27 protein-coding genes are annotated in these 26,229 nt (G+C 59.2%); 2 read left to right on the top strand and 25 right to left on the bottom strand.

The features are described from left to right. Positions 1 to 5 precede the first annotated feature (5 nt). Genes AC07VR_RS27425 through arnB form a run of 8 tightly spaced genes read right to left on the bottom strand, consistent with a single transcriptional unit; the run spans position 6 to position 8,809 of the window. The gene (locus AC07VR_RS27425) at positions 6 to 1,385 is read right to left on the bottom strand and encodes a UDP-glucose dehydrogenase family protein (protein ID WP_494991381.1); all 1,380 of its coding nucleotides are present in this window, start codon (positions 1,383 to 1,385) and stop codon (positions 6 to 8) included. After that, positions 1,382 to 1,789: a 4-amino-4-deoxy-L-arabinose-phosphoundecaprenol flippase subunit ArnF gene (gene arnF, locus AC07VR_RS27420; RefSeq protein ID WP_494991382.1), complete on the bottom strand. Its 408-nt coding sequence runs from the start codon at positions 1,787 to 1,789 to the stop codon at positions 1,382 to 1,384. Before arnF ends, AC07VR_RS27425 begins: the two co-directional genes overlap by 4 nt. Then, positions 1,786 to 2,130, bottom strand: a complete 345-nt coding sequence (arnE, locus tag AC07VR_RS27415) for a 4-amino-4-deoxy-L-arabinose-phosphoundecaprenol flippase subunit ArnE (RefSeq protein ID WP_494991383.1) — start codon at positions 2,128 to 2,130, stop codon at positions 1,786 to 1,788. The genes arnF and arnE overlap by 4 nt, the downstream gene beginning before the upstream one ends. Next, positions 2,127 to 3,776 (bottom strand): lipid IV(A) 4-amino-4-deoxy-L-arabinosyltransferase, encoded by a 1,650-nt coding sequence (arnT, locus tag AC07VR_RS27410; RefSeq protein ID WP_494991384.1) that lies wholly within the window; start codon positions 3,774 to 3,776, stop codon positions 2,127 to 2,129. Before arnT ends, arnE begins: the two co-directional genes overlap by 4 nt. Further along, positions 3,773 to 4,657 carry a 4-deoxy-4-formamido-L-arabinose-phosphoundecaprenol deformylase gene (gene arnD / locus AC07VR_RS27405; protein ID WP_494991385.1) on the bottom strand — a complete coding sequence of 295 codons (885 nt, stop codon included), beginning with the start codon at positions 4,655 to 4,657 and terminating at the stop codon, positions 3,773 to 3,775. Before arnD ends, arnT begins: the two co-directional genes overlap by 4 nt. Beyond that, the gene (gene arnA, locus AC07VR_RS27400) at positions 4,657 to 6,648 is read right to left on the bottom strand and encodes a bifunctional UDP-4-amino-4-deoxy-L-arabinose formyltransferase/UDP-glucuronic acid oxidase ArnA (protein ID WP_495013121.1); all 1,992 of its coding nucleotides are present in this window, start codon (positions 6,646 to 6,648) and stop codon (positions 4,657 to 4,659) included. Before arnA ends, arnD begins: the two co-directional genes overlap by 1 nt. Further along, positions 6,645 to 7,664 (bottom strand): undecaprenyl-phosphate 4-deoxy-4-formamido-L-arabinose transferase, encoded by a 1,020-nt coding sequence (gene arnC, locus AC07VR_RS27395; protein WP_494991387.1) that lies wholly within the window; start codon positions 7,662 to 7,664, stop codon positions 6,645 to 6,647. Before arnC ends, arnA begins: the two co-directional genes overlap by 4 nt. Positions 7,665 to 7,669: 5 nt before the next feature. Further along, complete coding sequence (arnB, locus tag AC07VR_RS27390; RefSeq protein ID WP_494991388.1) at positions 7,670 to 8,809, bottom strand: UDP-4-amino-4-deoxy-L-arabinose aminotransferase; 1,140 nt, start codon at positions 8,807 to 8,809, stop codon at positions 7,670 to 7,672. 590 nt (positions 8,810 to 9,399) lie between these two features. Between arnB and AC07VR_RS27385 the strand changes: the two genes are divergently transcribed. Beyond that, entirely contained in the window at positions 9,400 to 10,320 is a 921-nt protein-coding gene (locus tag AC07VR_RS27385) for a site-specific integrase (protein ID WP_495013155.1), read from the top strand. A gap of 192 nt (positions 10,321 to 10,512) precedes the next feature. On the opposite strand, the gene AC07VR_RS27380 is transcribed toward AC07VR_RS27385, so the two are convergent. The 10 genes from AC07VR_RS27380 to ribBA all read right to left on the bottom strand — a co-directional run bounded on the left by AC07VR_RS27380 (position 10,513) and on the right by ribBA (position 20,206). Then, positions 10,513 to 11,874 (bottom strand): purine-cytosine permease family protein, encoded by a 1,362-nt coding sequence (locus tag AC07VR_RS27380; RefSeq protein WP_495013120.1) that lies wholly within the window; start codon positions 11,872 to 11,874, stop codon positions 10,513 to 10,515. Beyond that, a complete protein-coding gene (locus AC07VR_RS27375; protein ID WP_495013119.1) occupies positions 11,871 to 12,554 on the bottom strand; it encodes a cysteine hydrolase family protein in 684 nt (227 codons plus the stop codon). The genes AC07VR_RS27380 and AC07VR_RS27375 overlap by 4 nt, the downstream gene beginning before the upstream one ends. A 130-nt stretch (positions 12,555 to 12,684) precedes the next feature. Beyond that, complete coding sequence (locus AC07VR_RS27370) at positions 12,685 to 12,843, bottom strand: hypothetical protein (protein ID WP_494991392.1); 159 nt, start codon at positions 12,841 to 12,843, stop codon at positions 12,685 to 12,687. Between the two features lie 78 nt (positions 12,844 to 12,921). Beyond that, positions 12,922 to 13,965, bottom strand: coding sequence for an LLM class flavin-dependent oxidoreductase (locus AC07VR_RS27365; protein WP_494991393.1), 1,044 nt, complete (start codon positions 13,963 to 13,965; stop codon positions 12,922 to 12,924). Positions 13,966 to 14,023: 58 nt separating this feature from the next. Continuing rightward, positions 14,024 to 14,509: a flavin reductase family protein gene (locus tag AC07VR_RS27360; RefSeq protein ID WP_489074574.1), complete on the bottom strand. Its 486-nt coding sequence runs from the start codon at positions 14,507 to 14,509 to the stop codon at positions 14,024 to 14,026. 268 nt (positions 14,510 to 14,777) lie between these two features. Next, the gene (locus AC07VR_RS27355) at positions 14,778 to 15,932 is read right to left on the bottom strand and encodes an ABC transporter ATP-binding protein (RefSeq protein WP_495013118.1); all 1,155 of its coding nucleotides are present in this window, start codon (positions 15,930 to 15,932) and stop codon (positions 14,778 to 14,780) included. Positions 15,933 to 15,949: 17 nt separating this feature from the next. Further along, entirely contained in the window at positions 15,950 to 16,759 is an 810-nt protein-coding gene (locus tag AC07VR_RS27350; protein WP_494991395.1) for an ABC transporter permease, read from the bottom strand. A 6-nt stretch (positions 16,760 to 16,765) separates the two neighbouring features. Further along, the gene (locus AC07VR_RS27345; RefSeq protein ID WP_495013154.1) at positions 16,766 to 17,710 is read right to left on the bottom strand and encodes an ABC transporter permease; all 945 of its coding nucleotides are present in this window, start codon (positions 17,708 to 17,710) and stop codon (positions 16,766 to 16,768) included. After that, positions 17,707 to 18,732 carry an ABC transporter substrate-binding protein gene (locus AC07VR_RS27340; RefSeq protein ID WP_494991396.1) on the bottom strand — a complete coding sequence of 342 codons (1,026 nt, stop codon included), beginning with the start codon at positions 18,730 to 18,732 and terminating at the stop codon, positions 17,707 to 17,709. Before AC07VR_RS27340 ends, AC07VR_RS27345 begins: the two co-directional genes overlap by 4 nt. Positions 18,733 to 19,096: 364 nt before the next feature. Then, positions 19,097 to 20,206, bottom strand: a complete 1,110-nt coding sequence (gene ribBA, locus AC07VR_RS27335) for a bifunctional 3,4-dihydroxy-2-butanone-4-phosphate synthase/GTP cyclohydrolase II (RefSeq protein ID WP_495013117.1) — start codon at positions 20,204 to 20,206, stop codon at positions 19,097 to 19,099. Positions 20,207 to 20,292: 86 nt separating this feature from the next. Between ribBA and AC07VR_RS27330 the strand changes: the two genes are divergently transcribed. After that, positions 20,293 to 20,586 (top strand): DUF1330 domain-containing protein, encoded by a 294-nt coding sequence (locus tag AC07VR_RS27330; protein ID WP_494991398.1) that lies wholly within the window; start codon positions 20,293 to 20,295, stop codon positions 20,584 to 20,586. A 15-nt stretch (positions 20,587 to 20,601) separates the two neighbouring features. Here the strand turns inward: AC07VR_RS27330 and AC07VR_RS27325 are convergent, their stop codons facing one another. The 7 genes from AC07VR_RS27325 to AC07VR_RS27295 all read right to left on the bottom strand — a co-directional run bounded on the left by AC07VR_RS27325 (position 20,602) and on the right by AC07VR_RS27295 (position 25,955). Next, the gene (locus AC07VR_RS27325; protein ID WP_494991399.1) at positions 20,602 to 21,165 is read right to left on the bottom strand and encodes an NUDIX hydrolase; all 564 of its coding nucleotides are present in this window, start codon (positions 21,163 to 21,165) and stop codon (positions 20,602 to 20,604) included. Positions 21,166 to 21,167: 2 nt separating this feature from the next. Next, positions 21,168 to 21,920: a GntR family transcriptional regulator gene (locus tag AC07VR_RS27320; protein WP_494991400.1), complete on the bottom strand. Its 753-nt coding sequence runs from the start codon at positions 21,918 to 21,920 to the stop codon at positions 21,168 to 21,170. A 90-nt stretch (positions 21,921 to 22,010) separates the two neighbouring features. Beyond that, entirely contained in the window at positions 22,011 to 22,400 is a 390-nt protein-coding gene (locus AC07VR_RS27315; protein WP_150807566.1) for a carboxymuconolactone decarboxylase family protein, read from the bottom strand. 129 nt (positions 22,401 to 22,529) lie between these two features. Then, entirely contained in the window at positions 22,530 to 23,015 is a 486-nt protein-coding gene (locus AC07VR_RS27310) for a flavin reductase family protein (protein WP_494991401.1), read from the bottom strand. A gap of 12 nt (positions 23,016 to 23,027) precedes the next feature. Continuing rightward, the gene (locus AC07VR_RS27305; protein WP_495013116.1) at positions 23,028 to 24,509 is read right to left on the bottom strand and encodes an aldehyde dehydrogenase; all 1,482 of its coding nucleotides are present in this window, start codon (positions 24,507 to 24,509) and stop codon (positions 23,028 to 23,030) included. Further along, positions 24,506 to 25,339, bottom strand: coding sequence for an alpha/beta fold hydrolase (locus tag AC07VR_RS27300; protein WP_494991403.1), 834 nt, complete (start codon positions 25,337 to 25,339; stop codon positions 24,506 to 24,508). Before AC07VR_RS27300 ends, AC07VR_RS27305 begins: the two co-directional genes overlap by 4 nt. A 25-nt stretch (positions 25,340 to 25,364) precedes the next feature. After that, positions 25,365 to 25,955: an amino acid synthesis family protein gene (locus AC07VR_RS27295; RefSeq protein WP_494991404.1), complete on the bottom strand. Its 591-nt coding sequence runs from the start codon at positions 25,953 to 25,955 to the stop codon at positions 25,365 to 25,367. Positions 25,956 to 26,229: the final 274 nt, after the last annotated feature.

Here is a 26,229-nt window from a genome sequence, read left to right as displayed (position 1 = left end):
GCCTCCTAGGCTACGACTGGGGCGGATGGCCACTGCTGATCAGGGATTGGCAGGTTGCGCGACTCGCCACGGCCCATCGGGAAGTACTTGAAGCCTTTGCGTGCCAGACGATCGGCGTCATACAGGTTGCGCCCGTCGAAGATCACCGGGGCTTTGAGCCGCTGCTCGATCAACTTGAAATCCGGCGCCTTGAACTGTTGCCATTCGGTGCAGACGATCAAGGCATCTGCGCCCACCAGTGCGGACTCTGGCGTACCCATCAACGACAGGTTTTGTTGATTCGGGTACAGCCGTTGGGTCTCTTGCATGGCTTCAGGGTCGAAGGCCCGTACCTGTGCGCCGGCAGCCCATAAGGCTTCCATCAGCACCCGGCTTGGCGCATCGCGCATGTCGTCGGTGTTGGGTTTGAATGCCAGGCCCCAGAGGGCGAAGGTCTTGCCCTTCAGCTCACCCTTGTAGAACGCGTTGATGCGCTCGAAAAGCTTGTGTTTCTGCCGCTCATTGATGGCCTCGACCGCCTGCAGCAGGTCGCTGGAGCAGTTCGCTTCCTGGGCACTGTGGATCAGGGCGCGCATATCCTTGGGGAAACACGAACCGCCATAGCCGCAGCCAGGGTAGATGAAGTGGTAGCCGATGCGCTGGTCCGCACCGATGCCCATGCGTACGGCTTCGATATCCGCACCCAGGTGTTCGGCCAGTTCTGCGATCTGGTTGATAAAGCTGATTTTGGTCGCGAGCATGCAGTTGGCTGCATACTTGGTCAGTTCGGCACTGCGCAGGTCCATGAAGATGATGCGGTCATGGTTGCGGTTGAAGGGCGCGTAAAGTTCGCGCATCACTTCACGGACTTCTTCACGTTCGCAACCGATGACGATGCGGTCAGGGCGACGGCAGTCGCTGACGGCCGAACCTTCCTTGAGGAATTCCGGGTTGGAAACGATATCGAACTCCAGGGTACGCCCGTCCTTGTTCAGGACTTCTTCGATGTGCGCCCGCAGGGTGTCGCCTGTGCCGACCGGAACAGTAGATTTTTCCACGAGAATCAGCGGTTCGACCCGATGGCGTGCGACCGCGTCACCCACGGACAAGACATATTTCAGGTCGGCCGAGCCGTCCTCGTCCGATGGCGTGCCGACAGCGATGAACAACACTTGCCCGTGTTCGATCGCCAGCTTTTCGTCGCTGGTGAAATGCAGGCGCCCGCTCTCCAGGTTCTCCTTGACCATGGTCTCCAGCCCTGGTTCAAAGATAGTGACGTGGCCTTTCTGCAGCAATTTGATTTTGTTCTGATCGACGTCCATGCAGATGACATCATGACCGACTTCAGCCAGGACAGTTGCCTGCACCAGACCTACATAACCGCTACCAATTACGCTGATTTTCATACGGAGTCCCTAGGACGGGGTATACGTGAAGAGTTAATGGTGATAACACCGAGCATGACCAAGGCCACCCCCAGTGTTTTGGACATACTGAAGTGTTCATTGAAGAACGGCAAACTGGCGGCAAGCAGATACACCAGGGCGTAGCTGATGCTCAGCAAGGAATAGGCCCTGCCCAGTGGCAGGTCACGCAATGCGGCGAGCCAGCAGAGCATGGACAGGGCATATGCCAGGATAGAGCTGAACACTATTCCCAGTGCCAGCAGATCGACACTGCCGCCGGTCAGGGCTTCGAGCCACTGCGCCGGTGCTGGCAAACGGGTCATGCTCCAGCGCATACCCAGTTGCGCACCGCTGACCAGCAGCACGCTGCCCATGGCGAAGATAATTCCGCGGCGCAGATTCATGCGTGTACTCCCAGCAACACGACACCGGCAATGACCAGGGCGACTCCCAGCCAATGACGACTGTCGACATGCTCATGGAACACGAAGCGCGCGACCAGGGTGATGAGTACGAAATTCAGGCTCAGCATCGGATAAGCGATACCGACTTCCAGTCGCTGCAATACCAATAGCCAAACCAGCAAACCGAAACCAAGGCAGGCGAGGGCGAGCCACAGCCATGGGGAGAGCAGCTTGGCGATCCAGTCATGATCTGTCCCGCGCCAGCTTTCCACGGCGTATTTCTGGGCGATCTGCCCCATACAGGTCAGCAGGCAAGCGGTCAGTAGTAACAGCAGGGTCATGGCGCACTCTGGGAGAAGATCAGAATCACGATATTGCCTTGCTCATAGCGCTTGGCATCTTTGGGAAGCAACTCGATTTCATGCAGTTCGTCGTCGCTTTTGACCCGCATCACCACGCCGACCGAGCCGGTCTTGCGGGCGTCGCTCATCCATTGCTGAATCTGCTCGAGATTGACCTGGCGCTGGGCGGAGTCGGGATAAGCCAGGCCATATTTCACCTCGCCTACGGTGTTGTACAGCGCCACATCCGGGCGTTGCAGACGCCAGGCCAGGGCCGAGGCAGCACCCAGGTCATTGCTCAGCAGTTTCCCGGTCTGGCCAAGTTCCTGAGCATGGTCGATGATGAATTGGTCGGGCATCTTGTTGTAGACCAGCGAGTTGGGCAGCGCAGCAGGTGCCAATGCCACCAGCAGCCAGCTGCCGAGCGCCGGAGCGGCCCATAGCCGCAGCGGCCTGAACGCTTGCACAAGATTGCAGATGATCCAGCCGAACAGCACGATGAACACCAGCACCAGATTCTGGAGTTCATCTACGTACACCGGTTCCTTCAGCTGGAAGTAGACCAGTGCCAGCAGAGCGAGCAGGCCCAGTACCGCGTTGAGGAGCCCGTTCAGGCCGATAGCCCGGCCGCGCGCTGCAGCTACTCGATCCATCAGCGCATTGCCCATCAGCAAGGCCAGCGGCAACAGGCAGGGCATGATATAGGTCGGGAGCTTGCCTTTGCTCAGGCTGAAAAACGCCAGTGGCAGCAACAGCCAGAGCAGCAGGAACCCGATGCTGGCTTGACGTTTGGTTTGCCAGGCCTGTTTGAATGTCGAGGGCAGCAACCCGGCCCATGGCAGGCTGAAAGCCACCAGCATCGGCAGGTAGAACCACCAGGGTTGAGAGTGCTGGGCATCGTCCCCGGCGAAGCGCCGAATGTGCTCATGCCAGAAGAAGAACCGCCAGTAGTCCGGTTCTTGAGCGTGGACGGCCAGGACCCACGGCAAGCTCACCGCAATTGCCACCACGACCGCTACGCAACCGTAGGTCAGCAACTCACGCAAACGCTTTTGCCAGAGCATGTAGGGCAGGGCGATCAACACCGGCAACAACCAGGCCAGGAATCCTTTGGTCATGAATCCCATGCCGCAGGCCAAACCCAATGCTGCCCACGCAGCGAGGCGGGCGCGTTGATTCACGCTATCGAGCGCAAACCACAACGCCACCAGGCTCAAATTGACCCAGAAGGTGAATTGCGGATCGAGATTGGCATACCCGGCCTGGCCGGCGATCACCGCGAAGCTCGTATAGAGCAGGGCGCTGGTGAAACTCTTGCGAGGATCATTCCATAGACGGCGAGCGATCAGGTAGGCCAGGACTACACTCAATCCGATGCTCAGCGCCGAGGCGATCCGTACACCGAATAGATTGTCGCCGAACACGGCCTGACCGATAGCGATCATCCAGTAACCGGCGACAGGTTTTTCGAAATAGCGAATGCCCATGAAGTGCGGGGAAATCCAGTCACCGCTCAGGAGCATTTCCTGACTGATTTGGGCGTAGCGGGTTTCGTCTGGAATCCACAGCCCGTGAGAGGCCAGAGGCAGCAGATAAAACAAACCGAATGCCAGCAACAGCAAAGGCAGCGCCCAACGGTTGGTCATGCGCCTTGCACTCCCAGCCAACCCTCGCGACCCTCCAGGGCACCGCGTATCACCCGGCCTGCAGGCAAGCTGCCAGGCTCGGCGGGCAGCAAATTGCCCAAGGGTTGAAACTGGATGTCACGTTGACTGGCCGTAGCCAACAGCTGACGAAAATCGTTAGCCATCAGAATCCCTTCTACTTCCGCATGAATCGTGTAGACGTTCAGCTTTTCAGGGCTGAAACGATCAAGAATGAATGAGTTGAAATCATTGGCGGCAACCACCGGCCCGACGACTTCGTCGAAAGTCGGCAAGTCGACCGGAATCTGTGGCGCGCCCAGGCTGCCGTCAGCCAGCCGCGGCTGGAACAGACTCTGACCGCGACAATCGCTGTTGTAACGGAAGCCAAAACGTTGCTTGGCCTCGATGACGCGTTCATCGGCACGCCAACCGGCAGAGGCCGAACAATCGACAGCCTGGCCGATAATATCGCTCAGACTGTCGACGCCACGACGAATTTGCTCGATCAGATCCGCTTCACTCCAGCGCCCGGCGTTGGCTTGCCAGCCATGGTGATCCCAGGCGTGCAAACCAACCTCATGCCCGGCCGCAAGCGTCTGACGCATGAGATGCCCGAGATCACGACCGATGGGTTTGCCTGGCCAGGCAGTGCCGGCCAGCAAAATATCCCAGCCGTACAAACCGGCCGCATTGGAGCGCAGCATCTTCCAGAGAAATTGCGGACGGATGAGGCGCCATAAATGGCGCCCCATGTTGTCCGGACCAACGCTGAAGAAAAACGTCGCCTTGACCTGTGCTTCATCGAGCATCTCCAACAACCGGGGTACCCCCTCACGGGTACCTCGGTAGGTGTCGACATCGATCCGAAGACCTGCCTGCATCAGCGCTTGTCCGCGATTTCGAGCATGGCTTCACGCAGGAAGAAGTCCAGTGTGTTGCCGATGGTTTCGCTCATCTCCACGGTTGGCTCCCAGTTCAGCAGGCGCTTGGCGTTTTCGATGCTTGGCTTGCGGTGTGCCACGTCCTGGTAACCGGTGCCGTAGAACGCCTTGCTCTCTACGTCGCGGAAACCGGCGAACGGAGGGAAGTTGGCGCGCAGCGGGTGAGCTTCGAACTGACGCAGCAGTTCTTCGCCCAGCTGACGGATGCTGGCTTCGTTTTCCGGGTTACCGATGTTGATGACCTGACCGTTGCAGGCATCGTTGTCGTTGTCGATGATGCGTGCCAGGGCTTCGATGCCGTCGGCGATGTCGGTGAAGCAGCGCTTCTGCTCGCCACCGTCGAACAGGCGGATTGGCGTACCTTCCACCAGGTTGAGGATCAGCTGGGTGATGGCGCGGGAGCTGCCGATACGGGCCGAGTCCAGACGGTCCAGGCGCGGGCCCATCCAGTTGAACGGACGGAACAGGGTGAAGTTCAGGCCCTTGGCACCGTAGGCCCAGATCACGCGGTCCAGCAGTTGCTTGGAAACCGAGTAGATCCAGCGCTGCTTGTTGATCGGACCGACCACCAGGTTGGAGGTGTCTTCGTCGAAGTACTGGTCCTGGCACATGCCATAGACTTCGGAGGTCGACGGGAAGATCACGCGCTTGTTGTACTTGACGCAGTAGCGAACCAGTTTCAGGTTCTCTTCGAAGTCCAGTTCGAATACGCGCAGCGGGTTGCGGGTGTATTCGATCGGCGTGGCGATGGCCACCAGCGGCAGGACCACGTCGCACTTCTTGATGTGGTACTCGATCCACTCGGAGTGAATGCTGATGTCGCCTTCCACGTAGTGGAAATTCGGGTGGCTGCGCAGGCGCTCGATGGCGTCGGAGCCGATGTCCAGGCCGTAGACTTCGTAGCGGTCGTCACGCAGCAGGCGCTCGGACAAATGGTTACCGATAAAGCCGTTCACACCGAGGATCAGTACGCGGGTACGGCGTGGCTTGCGGCCGGATTCGGCACCGCGCAGCACGGAGCCGTCCACCAGGCCCAGCTCGTTAGCCAGGGAAGGACCGGCCAGGTACAGGCCATTGTCATTGCGCTGACCAAAAGTGATTACCAGCGAGTCTTCACCGCAGGCGATGCGCAGCGGGTTGACGCTGATCACACGACCTGGTGCCAGACCTTCGTTGCCCTTGGCGACTTCAGCGCTCCAGACAATCAGTTTGTGCTCGCCCACGTCGCAGAAAGCGCCCGGGTAAGGCTGGGTCACGGCGCGAACCAGGTTGAACAGCTCTTCGGCAGGTTTGTTCCAGACAAGCTTGCCGTCCGCTGGGGTACGACGACCGAAAGAAGTGGCCTTGGATTCGTCCTGGGCGGTTTCGGTGACTTTGCCCTGAACAAGCAGCGGCAGGGTGTCGCGCAGCAGGTTGGAAGCGGCTTCACGCAGCTTGCCGTGCAGGCTCAGGGCGGTATCGGCACGGTCGATTGCAACGCGTTGCTGGGCGACGATTGCGCCAGCGTCGGCACGCTTGACCATGCGGTGCAGGGTCACGCCGGTTTCGGTTTCGCCGTTGACCAGTACCCAGTTTGCTGGAGCGCGGCCACGGTAGGTTGGCAGCAGCGAGCCGTGCAGGTTGAACGCACCTTTGCTGGCGGTAGCCAACAGTTGCTCGCCCAGCAGGTTGCGGTAGTAGAACGAGAACAGGTAGTCCGGGTTCAGTTTGGCGATGCGCTCGATCCACAGCGGGTGGTTGGCATCTTCCGGTGCGTGCACGGGAATGCCTTTACGGGCGCACAATTGGGCTACTGAGCCGTAGAAGGTGTTTTCCTTCGGATCATCGGCGTGGGTAAACACGGCAGCAATCTCGAAACCTGCGTTGAGCAGTGCTTCGATACCTGCACAGCCGATGTCGTGGTAGGCGAAAACAACAGCTTTTGGATTCATGGCGAAACCTGATCAGTAGTGGTGGAAGGCAGACCGTCGACAGTGACAACGGGAGCAGGAGTAGCGGGTTTGTTACGTAGGATTTTTTCGATAAAGAAGCGCGGCCGGGCGCGGACATCGCTGTACATGCGGCCCAGGTATTCACCCAGAAGGCCCATGCCGATGAACTGGCCGCCGGTGAACACAAAGAGCACTGCGAACAGTACGAAGGTGCCGTCACCCGCCCAGCTGGCGCCGAATATCAGGCGCAGGAAGATCAGCAGGAAGGCAAACAGCGCTCCCAGTGCCGCGAGGCTGAACCCAATGATGCTCAGCAGTCGCAACGGGGTAGTGGTCATGCAGGTCAGCAGATCGAACATCAGGCTGATCAGGCGCATCGGGCTGTATTTCGACTCGCCATGCTCGCGCTCGGCGTGCTGCACCAGGATTTCGGTGGTGTGACGGGCGAAGCTGTTGGCCAGAATCGGGATGAAGGTGCTGCGTTCCCGGCAGGCCAGCATGGCGTCGACGATGGTGCGGCGGTAGGCGCGCAGCATGCAGCCGTAGTCGCTCATGGCGACACCGGTAGAGCGTTGCACTGCCAGGTTGATCAGTTTCGACGGCCAGCGGCGCAGGGCCGAGTCCTGACGATTGTTGCGCACGGTGGCAACGACGTCGTAGCCCAGTTCGGCTTGTTCCACCAGACGGGGGATTTCTTCCGGCGGGTTCTGCAGGTCGGCGTCAAGGGTAATGACCACATCGCCTTTGCAGTGCTCGAAACCGGCCATGATTGCTGCGTGCTGGCCGTAGTTGCGATTGAGAATGACCGCGACCACTGAACTGCCTTCACGCTGGGCGGCTTCTTCTAGAAGCTGTGCCGAGTTGTCGCGGCTACCATCATCGACCAGGACGATTTCATACTCGTGCTTGAGCTGCTGACAGGCCGCTTCGGTACGGCGCAGCAATTCAGGCAAGCTTTCTTCTTCGTTGTAGACCGGGATAACGATCGACACACACTTAATCGGATAAGGTCTCAAAGGCTTCAGTCCAGAATGTTTTCAATGGCGCTCGCGACACGCTCGACATCGTCGAGGGTCATGTCGGGGAACAACGGGATCGAACACAGGCGTGCCGAGTTCCACTCCGTATTGGGTAAATGGATGTTCGGGAAACGCTGGCGGTAGTAAGTATGCAGATGGGTAGCGACAAAGTGAATGCCGCTGCCGATGTTTTGTTCCTGTAATGCTTTCATGAAGGCATCACGATCGCGCCCACAACGCTCGGCGTCAATGCGCAGAATGAACAGATGCCATGTATGTTGTTGCGGGTAGCCCGGCATTTTCAGCGGTTCTACCGGCAATGCACTCAGGCGCTTCAAATAGGCTTGCGCCAGTTCTTCGCGTTTGGCATTGATTTCATCCAGGCGCTGCAGTTGCACCAGTGCGATCGCCGCATTGACGTCGGCCAGGTTGTACTTGAAGCCGGGCTCGATCACCTGTGCCTGCGGCTTGCGGCCATGGGTCAGGCGATCGTAGGCATCAACCCCCAAGCCATGAAACTTGAGCATGCGTACCCGGTTGGCGAGCGCCTCATCGTCGCTGACAAACATCCCGCCTTCGGCGCAGGTCATGTTTTTGATCGCGTGGAACGAGAAGATTGCCGTGCCTTGGGCGCCGACTGCGCGGCCGCGATACTGCGTACCGACGGCATGGGCGGCGTCCTCGATCACGGGGATGCCATGCCGGGCCGCCAGCGCATAAAGTGGATCCAGGTCAAAGGCAGCGCCGGCGTAATGCACCGGGATGATTGCCTTGGTCCGAGGGGTGATTGCCGCCTCAATGGCATGGACGTCGGTCATCAGTGTGTCGCGGTCGATGTCGACGAAAACCGGTGTTGCCCCCAACAGGCAGATCATATTGGCGGTGGAGACCCAGGTTTGCGAAGGCGTGATCACTTCGTCGCCTGGACCGATCCCCAATGCCAGCAAGGTGATGTGCATCGCGCCAGTGGCCGAAGACAGCGCCACGGCATGCCGACAGCCCACACGCTCTGCGAATTGTTCTTCGAGCTGCTGGTTTTTCGGGCCGGTAGTAATCCAGCCAGAGCGAAGTACCTGCTCAACGGCGGCAATCTCTTCATCGCCAATGCTGGGACGTGAGAAGGGGAGAAACGGCTGGTTCATCAAGACCTCGGGTAAAACGGGTAGGGGGCGCAGGCAATAAAACGGGTTAAAACCAGGATGTCATTCAGTGAAATTGTTCAAGCCGGGCATTCGACAGTGTCCATTCCAGAGGTCGGATGCGGGCGATCCATGCGCACCGTGAGTAAAGACCAATAGGCTGAAAAGTAAATAAGGATCAATACTTTATCGTCATCGCCCGGAATTGTCACCCGTTGCTGCAGTGGGGCTGTAGTGTCTGCACCATCAACGTGATGGCACCCTATTCTCCGGGGCGAGGTTAAGCGTAAAAATGTGAAACTAATATGAAAAATAGGGCAACAGACTGTTTATCTCGGGGCCAGACAGCTAATGTTCAGAGTTTTTCAGGTTTTTTGGCCCGGCGGCTTTCTCTGGAAAAATATCTGTCGGTCCTTTTGGACGCGTCAGGGAAGGGCATCACTCAGTCGGTGGCATTCGCAGTGGCTGTTGTTCTGTATTAAATTTTCTCGCCCGAATGGATGTTTGGTTGAGCTATTTTCATTTAAGGGCTGTTCAGTTTGATTGATCTACCCACTAACGATTCACCGCATACCCCCGGCAGCCGATTGAACGTGCCTGAGGGGAAGGGTAACGACAATCCACTGACCCTCTATCTGGCTCGATTGGCGCCTTCAAGCCGGCTGACCATGCGTTATGTGCTGCAAGACGCTGCGGATCGGCTGGGTTTTGAAGATATGAATATCGAGGAAATCCCCTGGCATGAACTGCAGCCCGGCGACGTTATCGCGCTGGTGGCGACATTACGCGCCGATGGTTATGCGCCTAATACATCCTCGTTATACGTCAATGCCGTGCGCGGCGTGATGAACGAGGCGTGGCGTCTGAGCCTGATCACTCAGGATCATCTGTTGAAAATGCGCTCGGTCAAAGCCATCGCGGGAACACGCCTGTCCCAGGGGCGAAACCTCAAGCGCTCATTGATCCAGGAGCTGATGGCCGTCTGTGCGGCCGATCCAAGACCGCAAGGGCTGCGGGACGCTGCGGTGATAGCAATCCTGTATGGTTCAGGCATGCGTAAATCCGAATCGGTGAATCTTGAGCTCAACCAGATTGATTTTCGTGAGCGCAGCCTGCGAGTCATGGCAAAAGGAAACAAGGAGCTGATCAAGTACGCACCGACCTGGGCGTTCGCCAGGCTGGACGCATGGTTGCAGTTTCGGCGCTCACAGTTGGTCGAAGGGCAGGATGACGATCCGTTTCTGTTCAACAGAATTCGTCGTGGCAGTCACATCACCCGTGAACGGATCACCAAACACGCGATTTATTACATTGCACGACAACGCGGTGCCCAGGTTGGCGTGAAAATCATGCCTCATGATTTTCGTCGCTCGTTCATTACGCGTGTGATCGAGGAGCACGACTTGTCGATTGCGCAAAAGCTCGCGCATCACACGAACATCCAGACAACCGCCAATTACGACGTTCGAGATGAAAACGAACGACGTCGGGCGATTGATCGCTTTGACCTTTAAAGGGTGCACTATTGCCTGGGAGGGCCCGCTGGGCGGGCTCTTCTGCTCGACGTCGAGTTCCATTGCCGAGAGCCAATGGGTACCAAAGCTGGCGCGAACTCACACACACACACACATACACACCGGCCTTCGCCTTGGCTCAGGCGGGTGTGTGATGGGCGAAAACCTGCGATCAGGCGCTGCGCAGGGTCTTTATGACAGTTCAGCGACCCTTGGAACCTGCTTGCCGAGTCGCATCAGCCAGTAGTAGCTGATGGCTGGCACCACCAATCCGACTACCCAGGCCAGGTCGATACCATCGAGCAGCGTGGCCAGCGGACCGACGTAAAGGGTGGTGTTCATGAAGGGGATCTCCACCACAATGGCCACGATGAAGCTCGCGCAGGCGATCCAGTTGACCCGGCCGTAGATGCCATTCATGTCGAAGATATCGTCAATCCGGTATTCACCTTTCCTCAACCAGTAGAAGTCGACCAGATTGATCGCCGTCCAGGGAATCAGGAAATAGCTCATGAAAAAGATGAAATTGAGGAAAAAGGCGATGAAGTCAGCCTGATTGATGGTGCATAAGGCCGTGGCGACGAGGCTGATGATCAACATGAACACGCCCCTGACCCGTGGTGTGACGCGCAGGCGAGAGAAGGGTTCGATCACGGTGATGGTCGACATGAACGCGCCATACAGGTTGAAAACGTTGATCGACACCTGGCCGTAGACGATAAACGCGAACAACAGCAGCGCCGCCGGGCCGAACAGTCCGGCGACATGGCCGCCTACATTGGCGGCGAAGTCGGGAATGGCCACGCTCAGGATCGCACCAAGGATCATCATCCACGCACCGCCGCTGACCGTCCCGGCGTAGCTGTACCAGAACACCTGGGGCATCGGCGTTTTGCTCGGCAAGTAGCGTGAGTAGTCCGCTACATATGGGGCGTAGGACAGTTGCCAGGTCACTGCAATGCTCACTGCCATCAAAAATTTCGCCAGTGAGAAGTCCGTCGCAGCCCATTGCCCCGCCGGGATCGGCAGGCTCAACGCGAGCAACGTGGCGGCGATGAACACCAACAGCGACAGGATCGACAGCAGCTTTTGCAGCCGATGGATCAGCCGGTAGCCATACAGCGCCACCACGAAACACAACGCACCGATCAGTACAATGTTTGCATTGCCGCCCAGCGGGCTGACGGACTCCAGGGCCTGGGCCGCCAGCAAGGTGTTGCTGACGAAGAAGCCGAGGTAGATCAGCATGACGAACAGCAACGGCAGGATCGCACCGATCACCCCGAACTGCGCGCGGCTCTGGATCATCTGCGGGATCCCCAATTTGGGTCCCTGGGCCGAGTGCGAAGCCATGAAGATCGCGCCCAGCAGCGAGCCCAGAACGATCGCCAGCGCGCTCCAGAACAGATTCAACCCGATCACCACCGGCAACACCCCGGAGGCGATGGTGGTGATGTTCATGTTGGCGCCGAACCAGATGAAGAACAGCGAACCGGGCTTACCGTAGCGTTCGGACTCTGGAATGAAATCGATGCTTCTTTTTTCGATGCTCATGACAGGCACTCCTGGCGCTGAAGGCTGGATTGGAAGCGGGCAATGGTGTTCGTCAACTCCTCGGGCTGGTGGGCGAACAGGTCCGGCTGCCCGGGGGCGCAGCAGACAAAATGCTCACCGCGCAGCGAAAGCAGGAATTGTTCGCAGGTGAACAGCTCGATTGAGTACACCCAGTTGGCCATGATCAGCAGCGCAGAGTAGTGCGCCGCCCAGGTGCTGGTTGAGCAGGCGTCGGTGATCAGCTGGATGCGATAACCCAGCGAAAAGGCGTCGAAAACCGTCGTTAATACACAAACATCGGTCAGCACGCCGCTGATGATCAGGGTGTCGATGCCCAGCTGTTTGAGTCGCGCGTCGAGGTCGGTCTGATGAAAGCCGCTGTAGCGATGTTTGTCGATGACCTGCTCGTCCGGCCGGGGTGCCAGTGCAGCGATGATTTCTACTTGAGCGGTACCGGCCCGGTAACTGCTGGGGCCGCCGTCGTCGGCCCTGGGCTCGCCCGGAGCTAGACCACGGCCGTCGGCCTGATTGATATGCCGGGTGTAGAACACCGGGATAGAGCTGCGGCGGGCCGCCGTGAGCAATGCAAGGTTATGGGCGATGACCCCCTCGAAGTTTTCCAGGGGGAAGCCATCTTCCTGTTGCATGTCGATGATCAAGAGCGCGTTTTTATTATTCATGAGCAAACCTGATGAAGAACGGGGCGCAAACGGCCGCCCCGCAGACTCGATCGAGTCGAAGCAGAGTACACAAACGACAAGACTCGCCAGGCGAAGTCCGGTCGCAGTGTGGTTCTAACTCAGGGTTTGCTCAGGTGATTATCAGCCAGAAGCCGTTCTGCTTGGCCGAAACGCAGGCGCGCAAGCGCTTGAGATGGATGTGCGAAGAGGTCGAATCGCCACGCAAGTACGCCAGTTCAGCGCCTGGAGCAGGGGAGCTTGCACGTGGGTAGAATCGACTGTTTATCATGAAAATCGACCATGACAGGCAATGCTGATCGGGTACTGCCGCAACCCTGCAGGTGCGGCAGTATACGTAACCGCAGGCTTACTGGAACGCAGGCACGACGTGCTTGATGAACAGCTCCAGGGATTTCTTTTTCTCGGCGTGGGGCAGACTGTTGTCACACCAGAAGCTGAATTCGTCGACGCCCAATTCCTGATAGTACTTGATCCGTGCGATGACTTCTTCAGGCGTGCCGATCATGGTGTTCTTGTGGATGTTTTCCAGTTCGAACTCAGGACGGCCTTCGAATTTTTCTTCCGGGCTAGGTGCCAGGAACCCGTTGACCGGTACTTGCTTGTTGCCAAACCAGGCATCGAAGGTGCGATAGAAGCGCGAAATGGCCTTGGCGCCGACTTTCCAGCCTTCGGGGTCGTCAGCGCTGTGGATATGGGTATGGCGCAACACCATCAGTTGCGGGCGCGGGACGTCAGGATTATTGGCCAGAGCGGCTTCGAACTTGTTCTTCAAGTCGAGCACTTCTTCGTCGCCTTTCATCAGCGGCGTGACCATGACGTTGCAGCCGTTGGCCACTGCGAAGTTGTGCGAGTCCGGGTCGCGGGCGGCGATCCACATCGGCGGGTTTGGCTGCTGGATCGGCTTGGGCACGCTGGTGGACGTCGGGAACTTCCAGATCTCGCCATCGTGGGCGTAGTCGCCTTGCCACAGCGCGCGCACCACCGGAACCATTTCCCGCAGGGCCTGGCCGCCGGAGGAGGCAAGCATGCCGCCGGCCATACGGTCGAACTCAACCTGGTAAGCGCCTCGGGCCAGGCCGACTTCCATGCGGCCGTTACTGATCACATCCAGCAGCGCGCATTCACCGGCGACCCGCAGCGGGTGCCAGAACGGCGCGATGATGGTGCCGGCGCCCAGGTGAATGGTGGTGGTGCGTGCCGCGAGGTAGGCCAGCAGCGGCATCGGGCTTGGGGAAATGGTGTATTCCATGGCGTGGTGTTCGCCAATCCAGACGGTGCGGAAACCACCGGCCTCGGCCAGCAGGGTCAGCTCGGTCAGGTCTTCGAACAATTGGCGATGGCTGACTTGCTCATCCCAGCGCTCCATATGCACGAATAACGAAAATTTCATGACGCATACCTCGGATCTTTTTTGTTGTTGCCTGTCAGCTACAGGCACGGGGGTGGGATCAGGCAAAGGCTGGCAGGGCGCCCATCTTGCCGCGGCAATACACCAGCGGGCGGCTCTGCTGCTGCGGCACGATCAGGTTTTTCACCGCGCCGACCATGATCGCGTGATCGCCGCCTTCGTACTCACGCCATAGCTCGCATTCGATAATGGCGGTGGCATTGCTCAGCAGCGGATTACCCAGCTCGCTGAGGGTCCATTGGATGCCTTGCGCCTTGTCCTTGCCTTTGCGGGCGAAGGCATAGGCTTCGTTCTGTTGTTCACCGGAAAGCAAGTGAATGGCAAAGCGCTTGTTCTTGATCAGCACCGGGTAGGAGTCGGAGCTGTAATTGGGGCAGAACAGCACCAGGGCCGGGTCCATCGACAGTGAACTGAAAGCGCTGGCCGTCAGACCGACGATTTGACCCTCATCATCCAGTGTGGTGATGACTGTCACACCGGAAGGGAAGGAGCCCATGACTAATTTGTAGACGTTCGCGTCGATCATCGGATGTTCCTCGGCCAGACGGTAGCGCTGTGCGCCTTTTTAGTGGTTTTGTATGTCTGATGGTATACCGTAATATCATCTTTGCAAGTGGTTTTTCTCCTGTCTAGACGAATGTCCGTTCTCGGCTGAGAGGTCATGAATCGGAGGAATTTTATGGCCGATACAACAATCCCTTCGTAGCAGGCTTGCCCGAAACGACAATCTGTCACCCACAAAAAAGCCAACGCCCTGGTTAAAGGGTGTTGGCCTGGTTTGGCAGGGAAGCAGATCAGTGCGCGCCAGCCGCCTTGTTCAAATCACTCTCCGCCCACTGGGTATAGACGCAGGCATCGGCAGTGGCCCAGCGCACCCGCACCGGATCGCCGGTTTTAAGCGGCATACCCGCAGCAGACAGCGCTTTGACGGTCATCGCTGTGCCGCCAGAGGTGACCACGCTACAGGTCTGGCTTTCGCCAAGAAACAACACTTCCGTAACGCTCGCTGACACTTCGTTCCAGCCTGGGGCGAGGGGATCGCTGGCGGCCTGTTCGACGCTCAGGGCCAGGGCTTTTTCCGGGCGAACCATGAGCAGCACTTCCTGACCGGTTTGCAACCCTGAGGTCAGACGGATCGACAGCGGTTGGCCTTCAAAGGTCGCCACGGCATTGCCCTGGGCGTTGAGTTTGAGGAAGTTCGAGTTGCCCAGGAACGAGGCGACAAAGGCATTCGGCGGGTTCTGATACAGGTCGAAGCCGCTGCCCAGGCCGACAATCTTGCCATGACTGAAGATCGCGATGCGTTGTGACAGGCGCATGGCTTCCTCCTGATCGTGGGTCACGTAGACAATGGTGATACCCAGGCGCCGATGGAGCTGGCGCAGTTCATCCTGCAGGTCTTCACGGAGTTTTTTATCCAGCGCGCCGAGTGGTTCGTCCATCAGCAGAATGCGTGGCTCGTAGACCAGCGCCCGGGCAATCGCCACGCGCTGCTGCTGGCCGCCGGACAGTTGCGAAGGGCGGCGATGGGCAAACTGATCCAGTTGCACCAGTTTGAGCATGGCTTCGACCCGACGCTCACGTTCAGCTTTGCCGAGTTTGCGAATATCCAGCGGGAAGCCGATGTTGTCGCGCACCGAGAGGTGCGGAAACAGCGAATAGCGCTGGAACACCATGCCGATGTCGCGTTTGTGCGGTGGCACATTGACCAGCGATTTGCCGTTGACCTGGATCTCCCCGGAACTGGGGGTTTCGAAGCCGGCCAGCATTGACAGGGTGGTACTTTTCCCGGAGCCGCTGGAGCCGAGAAAAGTGAGGAATTCACCGTCCTGGATATCCAGCGAGATGTCGTCCACGGCGGCGAAGTCGCCGTAGTGCTTGTTCAGGTTGCGCAGGCTGACCAGGGTCTTGTTGTCCTGCTGCGCAGGGTCTTTGATCACAGCACTCATTTTTTTCTCCCAGGCGCTCAGGCGCTGACTTCGTTGCGCCGGCGCACAGCGGCGGCGATCACCATGACCAGTACCGACAGCGCGATCAGCAGCGTCGAGGCGACGGCGATCACTGGGGTCAGGTCCTGACGCAAGGTGGTCCACATTTTTACGGGCAAGGTTTGCAGGGTCGGGCTGGCCATCATCACGCTGAGGACCACCTCATCCCACGACACCAGAAAGGCGAACAACGCACCGGCGACCATGCCCGGGCGGATTGCCGGAAAGGTCACCTTGAACACCGCTTGCAGTCGCGAAGCACCACAAATCACCGCAGCGTCCTCGATCGACTGATCGAACAGTTTCAGCGAGTTGATGATCGAGATAATGGTGAACGGCAACGCGACGATCACATGGCTGACCACAAAGGCGAACATCGTCCCGGTGTAGCCGAGCTTGAGAAACAGCGCATACACCGCCACGGCGATGATCACCAGCGGCACGATCATCGGCAGGGTGAACAGGCCATACAGCATCTCCCGGCCGCGAAAGCGCCCACGCACCAGGGCGAAGGCGGTCGGTAAACCCAGGGCCACGGCAAAGATCGTGGTCAGGACCGCGACCTTGAGGCTGGCAAAGGCTGCATCCATCCAGTCGGCATTGGAAAAGAATTGCATGTACCACTTCAGCGTCCAGCCCGGTGGCGGGAACACCAGCCACTGAGAAGAGCCGAACGACAGCAGCACGATGAACACAATGGGCAGCAGCAGAAACAACGCGATGACCCCGGTGGTGAGGTAAAGGCTCAAACGCATGCGCCGGCTCATGGCATTGGCGGTCAATAACATGATGGCTTACCTCGAGTTGCTGGAGCCGACCGGGGATTCCGGTTGCAGCTTCAGGTAGCAGTAGAACAGCACCAGGGTGATCAGGATCAGCAAGGCTGCGCCAGCGCTGGCCAGGCCCCAGTTGAGGAACGACTGCACCTGCTGGATGATGAATTCCGGCAGCATCATGTTCTGCGCGCCACCGAGCAGTGCCGGGGTGACGTAGTAGCCCAGGGACATGACGAACACCATCAAGCCGCCGGAGAACAGCCCCGGCCGACACAGCGGCAGGAACACCCGAAAGAAATTGCTCCACGGGCTGGCACCGCAAATGGACCCGGCCTGCAGGACCATCGGATCGATGGCTTGCATGGTCGCCTGCAGCGGCAGGACGATGAACGGAATCATGATGTAGCTCATGCCGATCACCACGCCAGTGAGGTTATGCACCATCTCCAGCGGTTGATCGATGATGCCCATGGCCATCAAGGCCTTGTTGATCACCCCTGAAGCCTGGAGCAGCACCAGCCAGGAATAGGTCCGTGCCAACAGGCTGGTCCACATCGACAGCAAGACGATATTGAGCACCCAGCGGCCCCAGCCACGCGGGACCAGGGTGATTGCCCAAGCCAGCGGGAAACCCAACAGCAAGCTGAATACGGTGACCAGGCCTGCCACCGCGAAGGTGTTGAACAGCACGCGGGCGTAAGCCGAGTTGGCGAACAGCTCGGTATAGTTGCCCAGCCCTGGAACAGGTTCGAGGACCCCACGCAGCAGCAGGCTGATCAGCGGCGCGAAGAAGAACAGGCCAAGGAACAGCAGTGCCGGGGCCAGGTTGCTGGCACCGCGCCAACGTTGGGTCAGTGGAGTGGAAGGCTTCATGGCCGCCGCCTTGCCTGGAGCCGGACCGGCGACGCCAGAGGCGCCCCCGACCGGATTGGATTGACGGGACGCAGTGGCCGTCATCTTCATTTGAGCAGCCATTCGTTCCACCGTGTCGCGATGCTCTGACCATTCTTGGCCCAATACGCGAAGTCGAGAGTGATCTGATCCTTAGCGTAGGCAGTCGGCAGATTGGGTGCCAGTACTGAGTCCAGGCGTTGCACGCTATCGGTGTTGATCGGTGCATAGGCGGTCAGGTTGGAGAAGTCGGCCTGGCCTTTGGCGGAGCTGGAGTTGGCCAGGAAACGCATGGCCGCGTCCTTGTTTTTCGAGCCTTTGGGGATGACCAGGAAATCGGCCATGACCAGGTTTTGTTTCCAGCTCACACCGACCGGTGCGCCATCTTCTTGCAGGGCGTGGATCCGGCCGTTCCAGAACTGACCGAGACTGGCTTCACCGGAGGCCAGCAGTTGTTGGGATTGCGCGCCACCGCCCCACCAGACGATGTCTTTTTTGATGGTGTCGAGCTTCTTGAAGGCGCGATCCAGATCCAGCGGGTAGAGCTTGTCGGCGGGAACACCGTCGGCCAGAAGGGCCAGTTCCAGTACGCCAGGGCTCGGCCATTTGTACAGCGCACGTTTGCCCGGGAAGGTTTTGGTGTCGAACAGTGCGTTCCAGTTTTCCGGGGCCGTAGCGCCGAGCTTGCTCTGGTTGTAACCGAGGACAAAGGAGAAGAAGAACGAGCCGACGCCGTGATCGGAGACGAAACGCGGGTCGAGCTTGTCGCGCTGGATTACCTTGAAGTCCAGCGGTTCGAGCAAACCTTCAGCCGCTGCGCGCAGGGCGAAATCCGCCTCGACATCGACCACGTCCCATTGCACGTTGCCGCTTTCAACCATGGCCTTGAGTTTGCCGTAGTCGGTCGGGCCGTCCTGGACCACTTTGATCCCGCTGGACTTGCTGAAAGGGTCGGCCCAGGCCTGCTTTTGCGCATCCTGGGTAGAGCCACCCCAGCTGACGAAACTCATGCTGTCAGCCGCACTGGCTGCCGTGCAGGTGATTGCCAGAAAGCCTGCAGCGAGTAACGCGGTTGCACGTTTATTCAACACCATTTTTACGCCCTCATTTGTTGTGTTTTTGAGCGGGCTGTTGACGCCCGCCTATCGGGAGCAGTAGGTCCATCGGGGCCTTGAACATCGACCGTGTCAGGGGCTGTTGTTGTGTGTCCTCCCTGGCGGGTGCACCTGACGAATTGTTCGGTCTATGGAATATCATATTATGGTATTCCAAACTTTCTGCAAGGGCTTCGCCTTACCGATTGTCAGCAGATGGCGATATTTTGTGCATCAGGTGTACACAAAACCCCTGTAGGAGCGAGCTTGCTCGCGATGGACTCAAGGGCGGCGTGTTATTCAGAAAGCACGCGTTATCGTTAACGTCCATCGCGAGCAAGCTCGCTCCTACAAGGGCAGGGCGTCAGCCGGTAAACGGAATGCTTTCCACGACTTCCAGGTTGTACCCGGTCAAGCCTGCATATTTGAGCGGTGGCCCGAGGTGGCGTAGTTTGCCGACGCCGATGTCTTGCAGAATCTGTGCCCCGGTGCCGACTTCGGAATAGATTCGCGATTGTGAGCGGGTGTATTGCCGAGGCGGTTGGGTCAACTGGGGAATCCGCTCAAGCAGCGCCTGCGAGGACTCGTGATTGGCCAGTACTACCACCACACCACGGCCTTCTTCGGCGACTTTTTGCAGTGCCGCCCACAGCGTCCAGTTCGACGGCCCGGTGTACTCGGCGCCAACCAGGTCGCGCAGCGGATCAATCACATGCACGCGGACCAGTGTCGGGTCTTCGCGACGGATATCGCCCATGACCATGGCCATGTGCACGCCGCCTTCGATCCGGTCCTCATAGGTGACCAGTCGGAACGTACCGTGAACGGTTGGCAGTTCGCGCTCGCCGATGCGGGTCACTGTATGTTCGGTGCTGAGCCGGTAATGGATCAGGTCGGCGATGGTGCCGATCTTGATGCCGTGTTTGGCCGCAAAGATCTCCAGGTCCGGTCGCCGGGCCATGGTGCCGTCATCGTTCATCACTTCAACGATCACCGAGGCCGGGGTAAAACCGGCCAGGCGCGCCAGATCGCAACCGGCCTCGGTATGCCCGGCGCGGGTCAGCACGCCACCTTCCTTGGCCCGTAACGGGAAAATATGCCCCGGTTGTACCAGGTCTTGCGCGGTAGCAGTCGCCGCCACGGCGGCCTCGACGGTGCGGGCGCGGTCGGCGGCCGAGATTCCGGTCGTGACCCCGGTGGCGGCTTCGATGGACACGGTGAAGGCGGTGCTGAATACACTGCCATTGCTCGGCACCATCTGCTCCAGACCCAACCGCTGACAGTGCTCGTCGGTCAGCGTGAGGCAAATCAGGCCCCGTGCTTCGCGGGCCATGAAGCTGATCGCCCGGGCGTTGCAGCGTTCGGCGGCGAGCAGCAGGTCGCCTTCGTTTTCTCTGTCTTCATCGTCGACCAACAGGACCATCTTGCCTTGACGGTAATCTTCGATAAGTTCTTCGATGCTGTTGAAGGCCATGCTCGGGTTCTCTGTGTCGCGAATGGTTGAAGGTTCGTGTTTATGGTATACCATAATACAAAATAAACCGAAATAACGAGGTTGCTATGAAGGCTTACTGGATTGCCCACGTCGACGTCACCGACCCGGATCAATACGTTCAATACACCCAGCGCGCGCCAGCAGCCTTCGCCCTGTTTGGCGGCAAGCTGCTGGCCCGTGGCGGGCGTTGCGAGGCAATGGAGGGCAGGGCGACGCCGCAACGCAGCGTGGTGATCGAGTTCGAGTCTTACGAACAGGCGCAGGCGTGCTATCGCTCGCCGGAATATCAGCAGGCGTGCCAGTACCGCCAGGGCGCAGCCAGGGCTGAAGTGATCATTGTCGAAGGGTATGAAGCCTGAGTTTCGGCGGTTCGGTCAGCGGATGAAGTGGACTGTGCCGCTGTCATCGTTGCCCATATAGATGCCGTAGACACCCGCCTGGCGTTCCTCGATATAGCGTTCGAGGATCTGCCGGATGGCCGGGTAGTAGATGCTGTCCCAGGGAATGTCCTGGGGCGCGAAAAAGCGACAGTCGAGGGTCTCCGGGCCGTATTGTCCAGTGTCTTCCACGGCGATGGCGCGGAAGATGATGTAGACCTCGCTGATCTGCGGCACGCTGAAGATCGAGTAGGGCGAGACGATTTCCGCGCGCACCCCGGTTTCTTCCCAGACTTCGCGCAGGGCTCCCTGCTCGGTGGTTTCGCCACTTTCCATGAAGCCTGCGGGCAGGGTCCAGGTGCCGGGGCGCGGCGGGATCGCACGCTGACACAGCAGGTATTTGCCATCCTGCTCGATGATGCAGCCGGCAATGATCTTTGGATTGACGTAGTGGATGTAACCGCAACCGCGGCACATCAAGCGCTCATGGGTATCGCCTTGCGGCTGCTGGTGACCGAGGTCACTGCTACCGCATTGCGGGCAGAAGCGCGGGATGGGCATGTTCAGTGACCTATGCGCGGTTCTTTGAGAACGATGGGCGAGACGATTTCACGCACCTTGTCAGTCTCGTTCTGCTTGAGCTTGAGGTAGTCCAGCGCGACTTTCGCGGCGGCGCGGACGTGATCGACCGATGCCTGATGCGCAGCCAGTGGGTCGCCGCTCTTGATCGCCTCGACGATGCGTTCCATTTCCTGGTTGCTGACGCTGCGGCGGTTCTCCTGGGACACCGAAGTGGCGCGCAGATAGCTGATGCGTGCCTGCAACTGGCGCAACTGGGTGGCCGCGACGTGGTTGCCCGAGCCTTCCAGCAAAACGTCGTAGAAGCCTTGTACCGAATCGAGTACTTGCTGCAATTCGCCGTCCTTGAGGGCCTTGCGGTTCTCCTCGAGGGCTTTTTCCAGGGCGCGAACATCCTTGGCCTTGGCGCGCAGTGTGAACAACTGGACGATCAGGCCTTCGAGCACGCAACGCAGCTCGTAGATATCACAGGCATCTTCCAGGGTAATGATGGCAACGCTCGGGCCCTTGGCATCGGCGAATTCCACCAGGCCTTCGGATTCCAGGTGGCGCAGGGCTTCACGAACGGAGGTGCGGCTGACACCCAGACGGTCGCACAGATCCCGCTCGACCAGACGGTCTCCCGGCAGAAGCTGGAAGTTCATGATGGCGCTTCGCAATTTATCCAGCACGATTTCGCGCAGGGTAACGGGGTTGCGATTGACCTTGAAGCTGTCGTCAAGTGGCAGGCGTTTCATCGGGTCCGCTCTGAATGTGGCTGTCCATGCAAAAAGAGCACTTCGATCGCTTCGATCATCAGTGCTCCGGTCAGATTGAACAGCCAGTGGTTAACTGGATGCCTCGGCGTCGGCTTCGGCGAATGCTTCACGGGCGAGACGGAAACTGTCTACGGCTGCGGGGACACCGCAGTAGATGCCTACCTGAAGCAGGATCTCCCGTATTTGTTCACGACTCAGACCGTTACGCAAGGCGCCGCGTACATGCAGCTTGAGTTCGTGTGGCCGGTTGAGTGCCGAAATCATGGCCAAGTTTATCATGCTGCGTTCTTTAAGCGATAAGCCCTCGCGGCCCCAGACGTGACCCCAGCAGTACTCGGTGACCATTTCCTGCAGCGGCCGGGTGAAGTCGTCGGCGTTCTCGATCGATTTGTTCACATAGTCCTGGCCCAGCACTTGAGTGCGGATTGCCAGACCCTTTTGGTATTTCTCGTTGTTCATGTCAGATCGCTCCCGGCGGATCAAAGCCCACCCATCAGGGTGTATTTGAGTTCAAGGTAGTCGTCGATGCCGTATTTCTAACCTTCGCGGTGATGATGGGTGGTGGCGTGCGACCCTGAAGAAAAGTGCTCAGGCGAGGGTGGGCAGCGGACCCAGCTTGCCTCGGTGATAGATCATTGGCGTGACGGGTTGCTCAGGCAGGATCAGGTTCTTCACCGCGCCAACGATGATTGCGTGGTCGCCGCCATCGTATTCGCGCCACAGTTCGCACTCGATGATCGCCGTGGCCTCGTTGAGCAGCGGGTTGCCCAGTTCGCTCAGGTGCCATTCGATGCCTTTGGCCTTGTCCTTGCCTTTACCGGCAAAGGCGTAGGCCACGGCCTGCTGATCCGCCGAGAGCAAATGGATCGCGAAGCGTTTGCTGTCGCGCAGGATCGGGTAGGTGTCTGAGGCGTAGTTGGGGCAGAACAGCACCAGCGCCGGGTCGATCGACAGCGCACTGAAGGCGCTGGCGGTGATGCCGACGATGCCGCCCTCGGGGTCGAGGGTGGTGACCACCGTGACCCCGGAGGGGAAGGAGGCCATCACGTCTTTATAAATGCCAGGTTCGATCATTTCGGGCCATCCTCAACGCATGACAAAGGGGTCGGGCATGGGAGCCGACGAGAGGTTGATCCATACCGTTTTCAGCTCGGTATAGGCCAGCACCGAATCGATGCCGCTCTCGCGACCGTAGCCGCTGTTCTTGAAGCCGCCGATCGGCGCCATGGCCGAGACTGCACGGTAGGTGTTGACCCAGATAATCCCGGAGCGTACATCCCGCGCCAGGCGGTGGGCGCGGCCCAGGTCGCGGGTCCAGATGCCTGCCGCCAGGCCGAACTGCGAGTCGTTGGCGATGGCCAGCGCCTCGGCCTCGTCCTTGAAGCGAATCACCGACGCGACCGGGCCGAAGACTTCTTCCTGCATGATCTTCATCGAATTGCGGTCGCATTCGAACAGGGTCGGCTCGTAGAACCAGCCGTCGCTGTCCATTGGCGGGCGCTTGCCACCCAGGCGCAGGCGGGCGCCTTCGGCGATGGCGTCGGCCACCAGACCTTCGACCACGGCCAGTTGCTGGGCAGTGGCCATCGGGCCCATTTCGCTGGAGTCGTCCTGCGGGTTGCCGATGCGGATGCGCTTGGCGCGTTCTACCAGACGCTCGACGAACTCATCGTAGATCTCGTCCTGCACCAACAGCCGCGAACCGGACACACAGCTCTGCCCGGAAGCGGCATAGATGCCGGCGATGGCACCGTTGATCGCGCTGTCGAGGTCGGCGTCGGCGAAGATGATGTTTGGAGATTTGCCGCCCAGTTCCAGCGACAACTTGGCAAAATTCTCGGCACTGCTGCGCACTACGTGGCGAGCCGTTGCCGCGCCGCCGGTGAAGGCGATCTTGCGCACCAGCGGGTGGCGGGTCAGGGCCGCGCCGGTGCTGGGTCCGTAGCCGGTGACGACGTTGACCACGCCCGCTGGAATGCCGGCTTCGAGGGCCAGGCGGGCCAGTTCGAGGATGGTTGCCGAGGCGTGTTCGGACGGCTTGATCACGATGGTATTGCCCGCTGCGAGAGCCGGCGCCAGTTTGATCGCGGTCAGGTACAGCGGGCTGTTCCAGGGAATGATCGCAGCGACCACCCCCATCGGTTCATGCACGGTGTAGGCAAACAGGTCGGGTTTGTCCAACGGCAGGGTGCCGCCTTCAAGTTTGTCGGCAAGGCCTGCGGTGTAATGGAAGAACTCGGGCAAGTAGCTGACCTGACCGCGGGTCTCGCGGATCAGCTTGCCGTTGTCGCGGCTCTCCAGTTGCGCCAGTTGCTCTTTGTTCTCGGCGATCAGATCACCGAGACGGCGCAGCAATTTGCCACGGGCGGTGGCGGTCAAACCGCGCCAGGCCGGGCTTTCGAAAGCTTTTTGCGCGGCCTGTACGGCGCGCTCGACATCGGCTTCGTCAGCATCCGGCAGTTCGGCCCAGGCCTGGGCAAGCGCGGGATTGAGGCTTTCGAAGGTCTTGCCGGAGAGGGCATCGACCCATTGTCCGTCGATGCACATCTGGAAGCGTGCGAGTGTCATGCAACGATCCCCTTTATTTGATTTTGTCGGGTTTGCGCCGTGTTGAGGAAGTCCAGCAGCACCTGATTGACCAGGCGCGGCGACTCTACCGGCATCATATGCCGTTGCTCGTGGAGCACGGCAACTTGCGCGCCGGGTATCCGTTCGGCCAATTGCTGGGCCATTTGCGGCGTGGAACCGGGGTCCAGCTCGCCGGTGGCGATCAGGGTCGGCACCTGGATAGTGCCCAGGTCTTCGGCGCGGTACATGTCCTGGGTGGCGAACAACTCATAGGTGGTCAGATAACCTTGTGGGTCATTGCCGGCCAGGGTCTGGCGGATCGCCGCGATCTGTGCCGGATTGGCCGCCTGATATTCGCGGCTGAACCAGCGCGATAGAGCCGCCTCGGCATTCGCATCCGGGCCGTGCTCGGCGGCCTGGGCGGTCCTCTCGATGACCCCGGCGCGCTGCTCAAGGCTTCGGTTGAACACGCTGTTGAGCACCACCAGCCCGAGCAAATGCTGCGGGTAATGCAGGGCGAATGCCCGTGCCACCAGCCCGCCCATGGAGAAGCCGATGACCGTGGCTTGTGGCAGCTGTAAATGTTCGAGCAGTTCCAGTAACTGGTCGGCATAACCGAGCAGCCCGGTACCGGATGCCGGGCGCGGGCTGGCACCATGCCCAAGCATGTCATAGGCAATGACCCGGTAATGCGGAGCGAGACCAACGATCTGGCCGCCCCACATTTCTTTATTCAGACCCACGCCGTGGATCAATACCACGGGTTGGCCTTGGCCGGTCGCCAGATAACTGGTGCCGGCCGGGGTGAGTTCAGCGCTGAGCCGAATCATGGATCGCTCCTGCAAATCTTATGAGTTACTGGGCTTTCTCTGCGGCCAGTTCTTCCAGATCGATGTAACGGTTGCCGATGCGTGGGTGCAGGCGACCGCCGTTGGCGCAACCGAGAACGACGACAATCTCATCCGAGCGTGGCGCGTCTTCGATCTGCATTTCCAGGGTGATGTAGTGCGAACGCAGACCTTCGTCATCCTTGTGCATCATCGGAATCTGGATCGAGGTGCCCGGGCCGCCGCGTTTGTTGGTGAAGCTCAAATAGCTCTTGGCTTTCACCGCTTCGCGGTAGTGATTGCCGAAACGCAGGGTGTGGATCACAGCGGAAGCGTGCTCGATCTCGCCGTCGGCGCCGACTACGGCAGCCTTGCCATAAGCCTCGATCTTGTCTGCACCGCCGATCGTCGCCACCAGGCGCTCGACCATCAGAGCCCCCAGATCGGAGCAGTTGGCACGAATTTCCGGCTTCAGGTCTTCGACAAAACCACGACCCAGCCATGGGTTCTTGATGACAACGGCCAGGCCGACCATGGTCACGGGCGTGTCAGCGGCCTTGCCGCCTTCGATAAAGGTTTCTTCCACGTAGCTGACGATCTTGCGAATTTCGAAACTCATGAGCGACTCCGTATGAGAGAGGGAATGTGTTTGTCGTATGATGGTATACCATAATATTGTGTATGCAAGCGTCAGCTGCAAGTTCATCGAAAGGGAAGGCGACGGAAGGTAGAGCGGGCAGGGGAAAGTGGGGAATGCTGCGGGTGCGATTCCACGGGTTGGAAGTCGATGTGGGCATGGCGACAGTTTTGAAGCCTGGCCCAATCTAATGTGGGAGCGGGCTTGCTCGCGATGCAGACACCTCGGTGTATCTGAAACACCGCGGTGATGCTAT

The sequence above is a fragment of the Pseudomonas sp. GW821-FHT02H09 genome (assembly GCF_059421425.1).
Note: the sequence above shows the minus strand (reverse complement) of the source record. Positions and strands in the feature narration are given on the sequence as shown.

What these genes read in the sequence shown, in the direction of transcription:
- arnT (WP_494991384.1), bottom strand. Translation starts at nt 3,776, where the DNA reads ATGACCAACCGTTGGGCGCTGCCTTTGCTGTTGCTGGCATTCGGTTTG.
- ribBA (WP_495013117.1), bottom strand. Translation starts at nt 20,206, where the DNA reads ATGGCCTTCAACAGCATCGAAGAACTTATCGAAGATTACCGTCAAGGC.
- AC07VR_RS27355 (WP_495013118.1), bottom strand. Translation starts at nt 15,932, where the DNA reads ATGAGTGCTGTGATCAAAGACCCTGCGCAGCAGGACAACAAGACCCTG.
- AC07VR_RS27345 (WP_495013154.1), bottom strand. Translation starts at nt 17,710, where the DNA reads ATGAAGATGACGGCCACTGCGTCCCGTCAATCCAATCCGGTCGGGGGC.
- AC07VR_RS27380 (WP_495013120.1), bottom strand. Translation starts at nt 11,874, where the DNA reads ATGAGCATCGAAAAAAGAAGCATCGATTTCATTCCAGAGTCCGAACGC.
- AC07VR_RS27360 (WP_489074574.1), bottom strand. Translation starts at nt 14,509, where the DNA reads ATGATCGACGCGAACGTCTACAAATTAGTCATGGGCTCCTTCCCTTCC.
- AC07VR_RS27340 (WP_494991396.1), bottom strand. Translation starts at nt 18,732, where the DNA reads ATGGTGTTGAATAAACGTGCAACCGCGTTACTCGCTGCAGGCTTTCTG.
- AC07VR_RS27375 (WP_495013119.1), bottom strand. Translation starts at nt 12,554, where the DNA reads ATGAATAATAAAAACGCGCTCTTGATCATCGACATGCAACAGGAAGAT.
- AC07VR_RS27330 (WP_494991398.1), top strand. Translation starts at nt 20,293, where the DNA reads ATGAAGGCTTACTGGATTGCCCACGTCGACGTCACCGACCCGGATCAA.
- arnD (WP_494991385.1), bottom strand. Translation starts at nt 4,657, where the DNA reads ATGCAGGCAGGTCTTCGGATCGATGTCGACACCTACCGAGGTACCCGT.
- AC07VR_RS27305 (WP_495013116.1), bottom strand. Translation starts at nt 24,509, where the DNA reads ATGACACTCGCACGCTTCCAGATGTGCATCGACGGACAATGGGTCGAT.
- AC07VR_RS27295 (WP_494991404.1), bottom strand. Translation starts at nt 25,955, where the DNA reads ATGAGTTTCGAAATTCGCAAGATCGTCAGCTACGTGGAAGAAACCTTT.
- arnF (WP_494991382.1), bottom strand. Translation starts at nt 1,789, where the DNA reads ATGAATCTGCGCCGCGGAATTATCTTCGCCATGGGCAGCGTGCTGCTG.
- AC07VR_RS27365 (WP_494991393.1), bottom strand. Translation starts at nt 13,965, where the DNA reads ATGAAATTTTCGTTATTCGTGCATATGGAGCGCTGGGATGAGCAAGTC.
- AC07VR_RS27310 (WP_494991401.1), bottom strand. Translation starts at nt 23,015, where the DNA reads ATGATCGAACCTGGCATTTATAAAGACGTGATGGCCTCCTTCCCCTCC.
- AC07VR_RS27315 (WP_150807566.1), bottom strand. Translation starts at nt 22,400, where the DNA reads ATGAACAACGAGAAATACCAAAAGGGTCTGGCAATCCGCACTCAAGTG.
- arnB (WP_494991388.1), bottom strand. Translation starts at nt 8,809, where the DNA reads ATGAACCAGCCGTTTCTCCCCTTCTCACGTCCCAGCATTGGCGATGAA.
- AC07VR_RS27300 (WP_494991403.1), bottom strand. Translation starts at nt 25,339, where the DNA reads ATGATTCGGCTCAGCGCTGAACTCACCCCGGCCGGCACCAGTTATCTG.
- arnA (WP_495013121.1), bottom strand. Translation starts at nt 6,648, where the DNA reads ATGAATCCAAAAGCTGTTGTTTTCGCCTACCACGACATCGGCTGTGCA.
- AC07VR_RS27325 (WP_494991399.1), bottom strand. Translation starts at nt 21,165, where the DNA reads ATGCCCATCCCGCGCTTCTGCCCGCAATGCGGTAGCAGTGACCTCGGT.
- AC07VR_RS27425 (WP_494991381.1), bottom strand. Translation starts at nt 1,385, where the DNA reads ATGAAAATCAGCGTAATTGGTAGCGGTTATGTAGGTCTGGTGCAGGCA.
- AC07VR_RS27320 (WP_494991400.1), bottom strand. Translation starts at nt 21,920, where the DNA reads ATGAAACGCCTGCCACTTGACGACAGCTTCAAGGTCAATCGCAACCCC.
- AC07VR_RS27350 (WP_494991395.1), bottom strand. Translation starts at nt 16,759, where the DNA reads ATGTTATTGACCGCCAATGCCATGAGCCGGCGCATGCGTTTGAGCCTT.
- AC07VR_RS27370 (WP_494991392.1), bottom strand. Translation starts at nt 12,843, where the DNA reads ATGATAAACAGTCGATTCTACCCACGTGCAAGCTCCCCTGCTCCAGGC.
- arnE (WP_494991383.1), bottom strand. Translation starts at nt 2,130, where the DNA reads ATGACCCTGCTGTTACTACTGACCGCTTGCCTGCTGACCTGTATGGGG.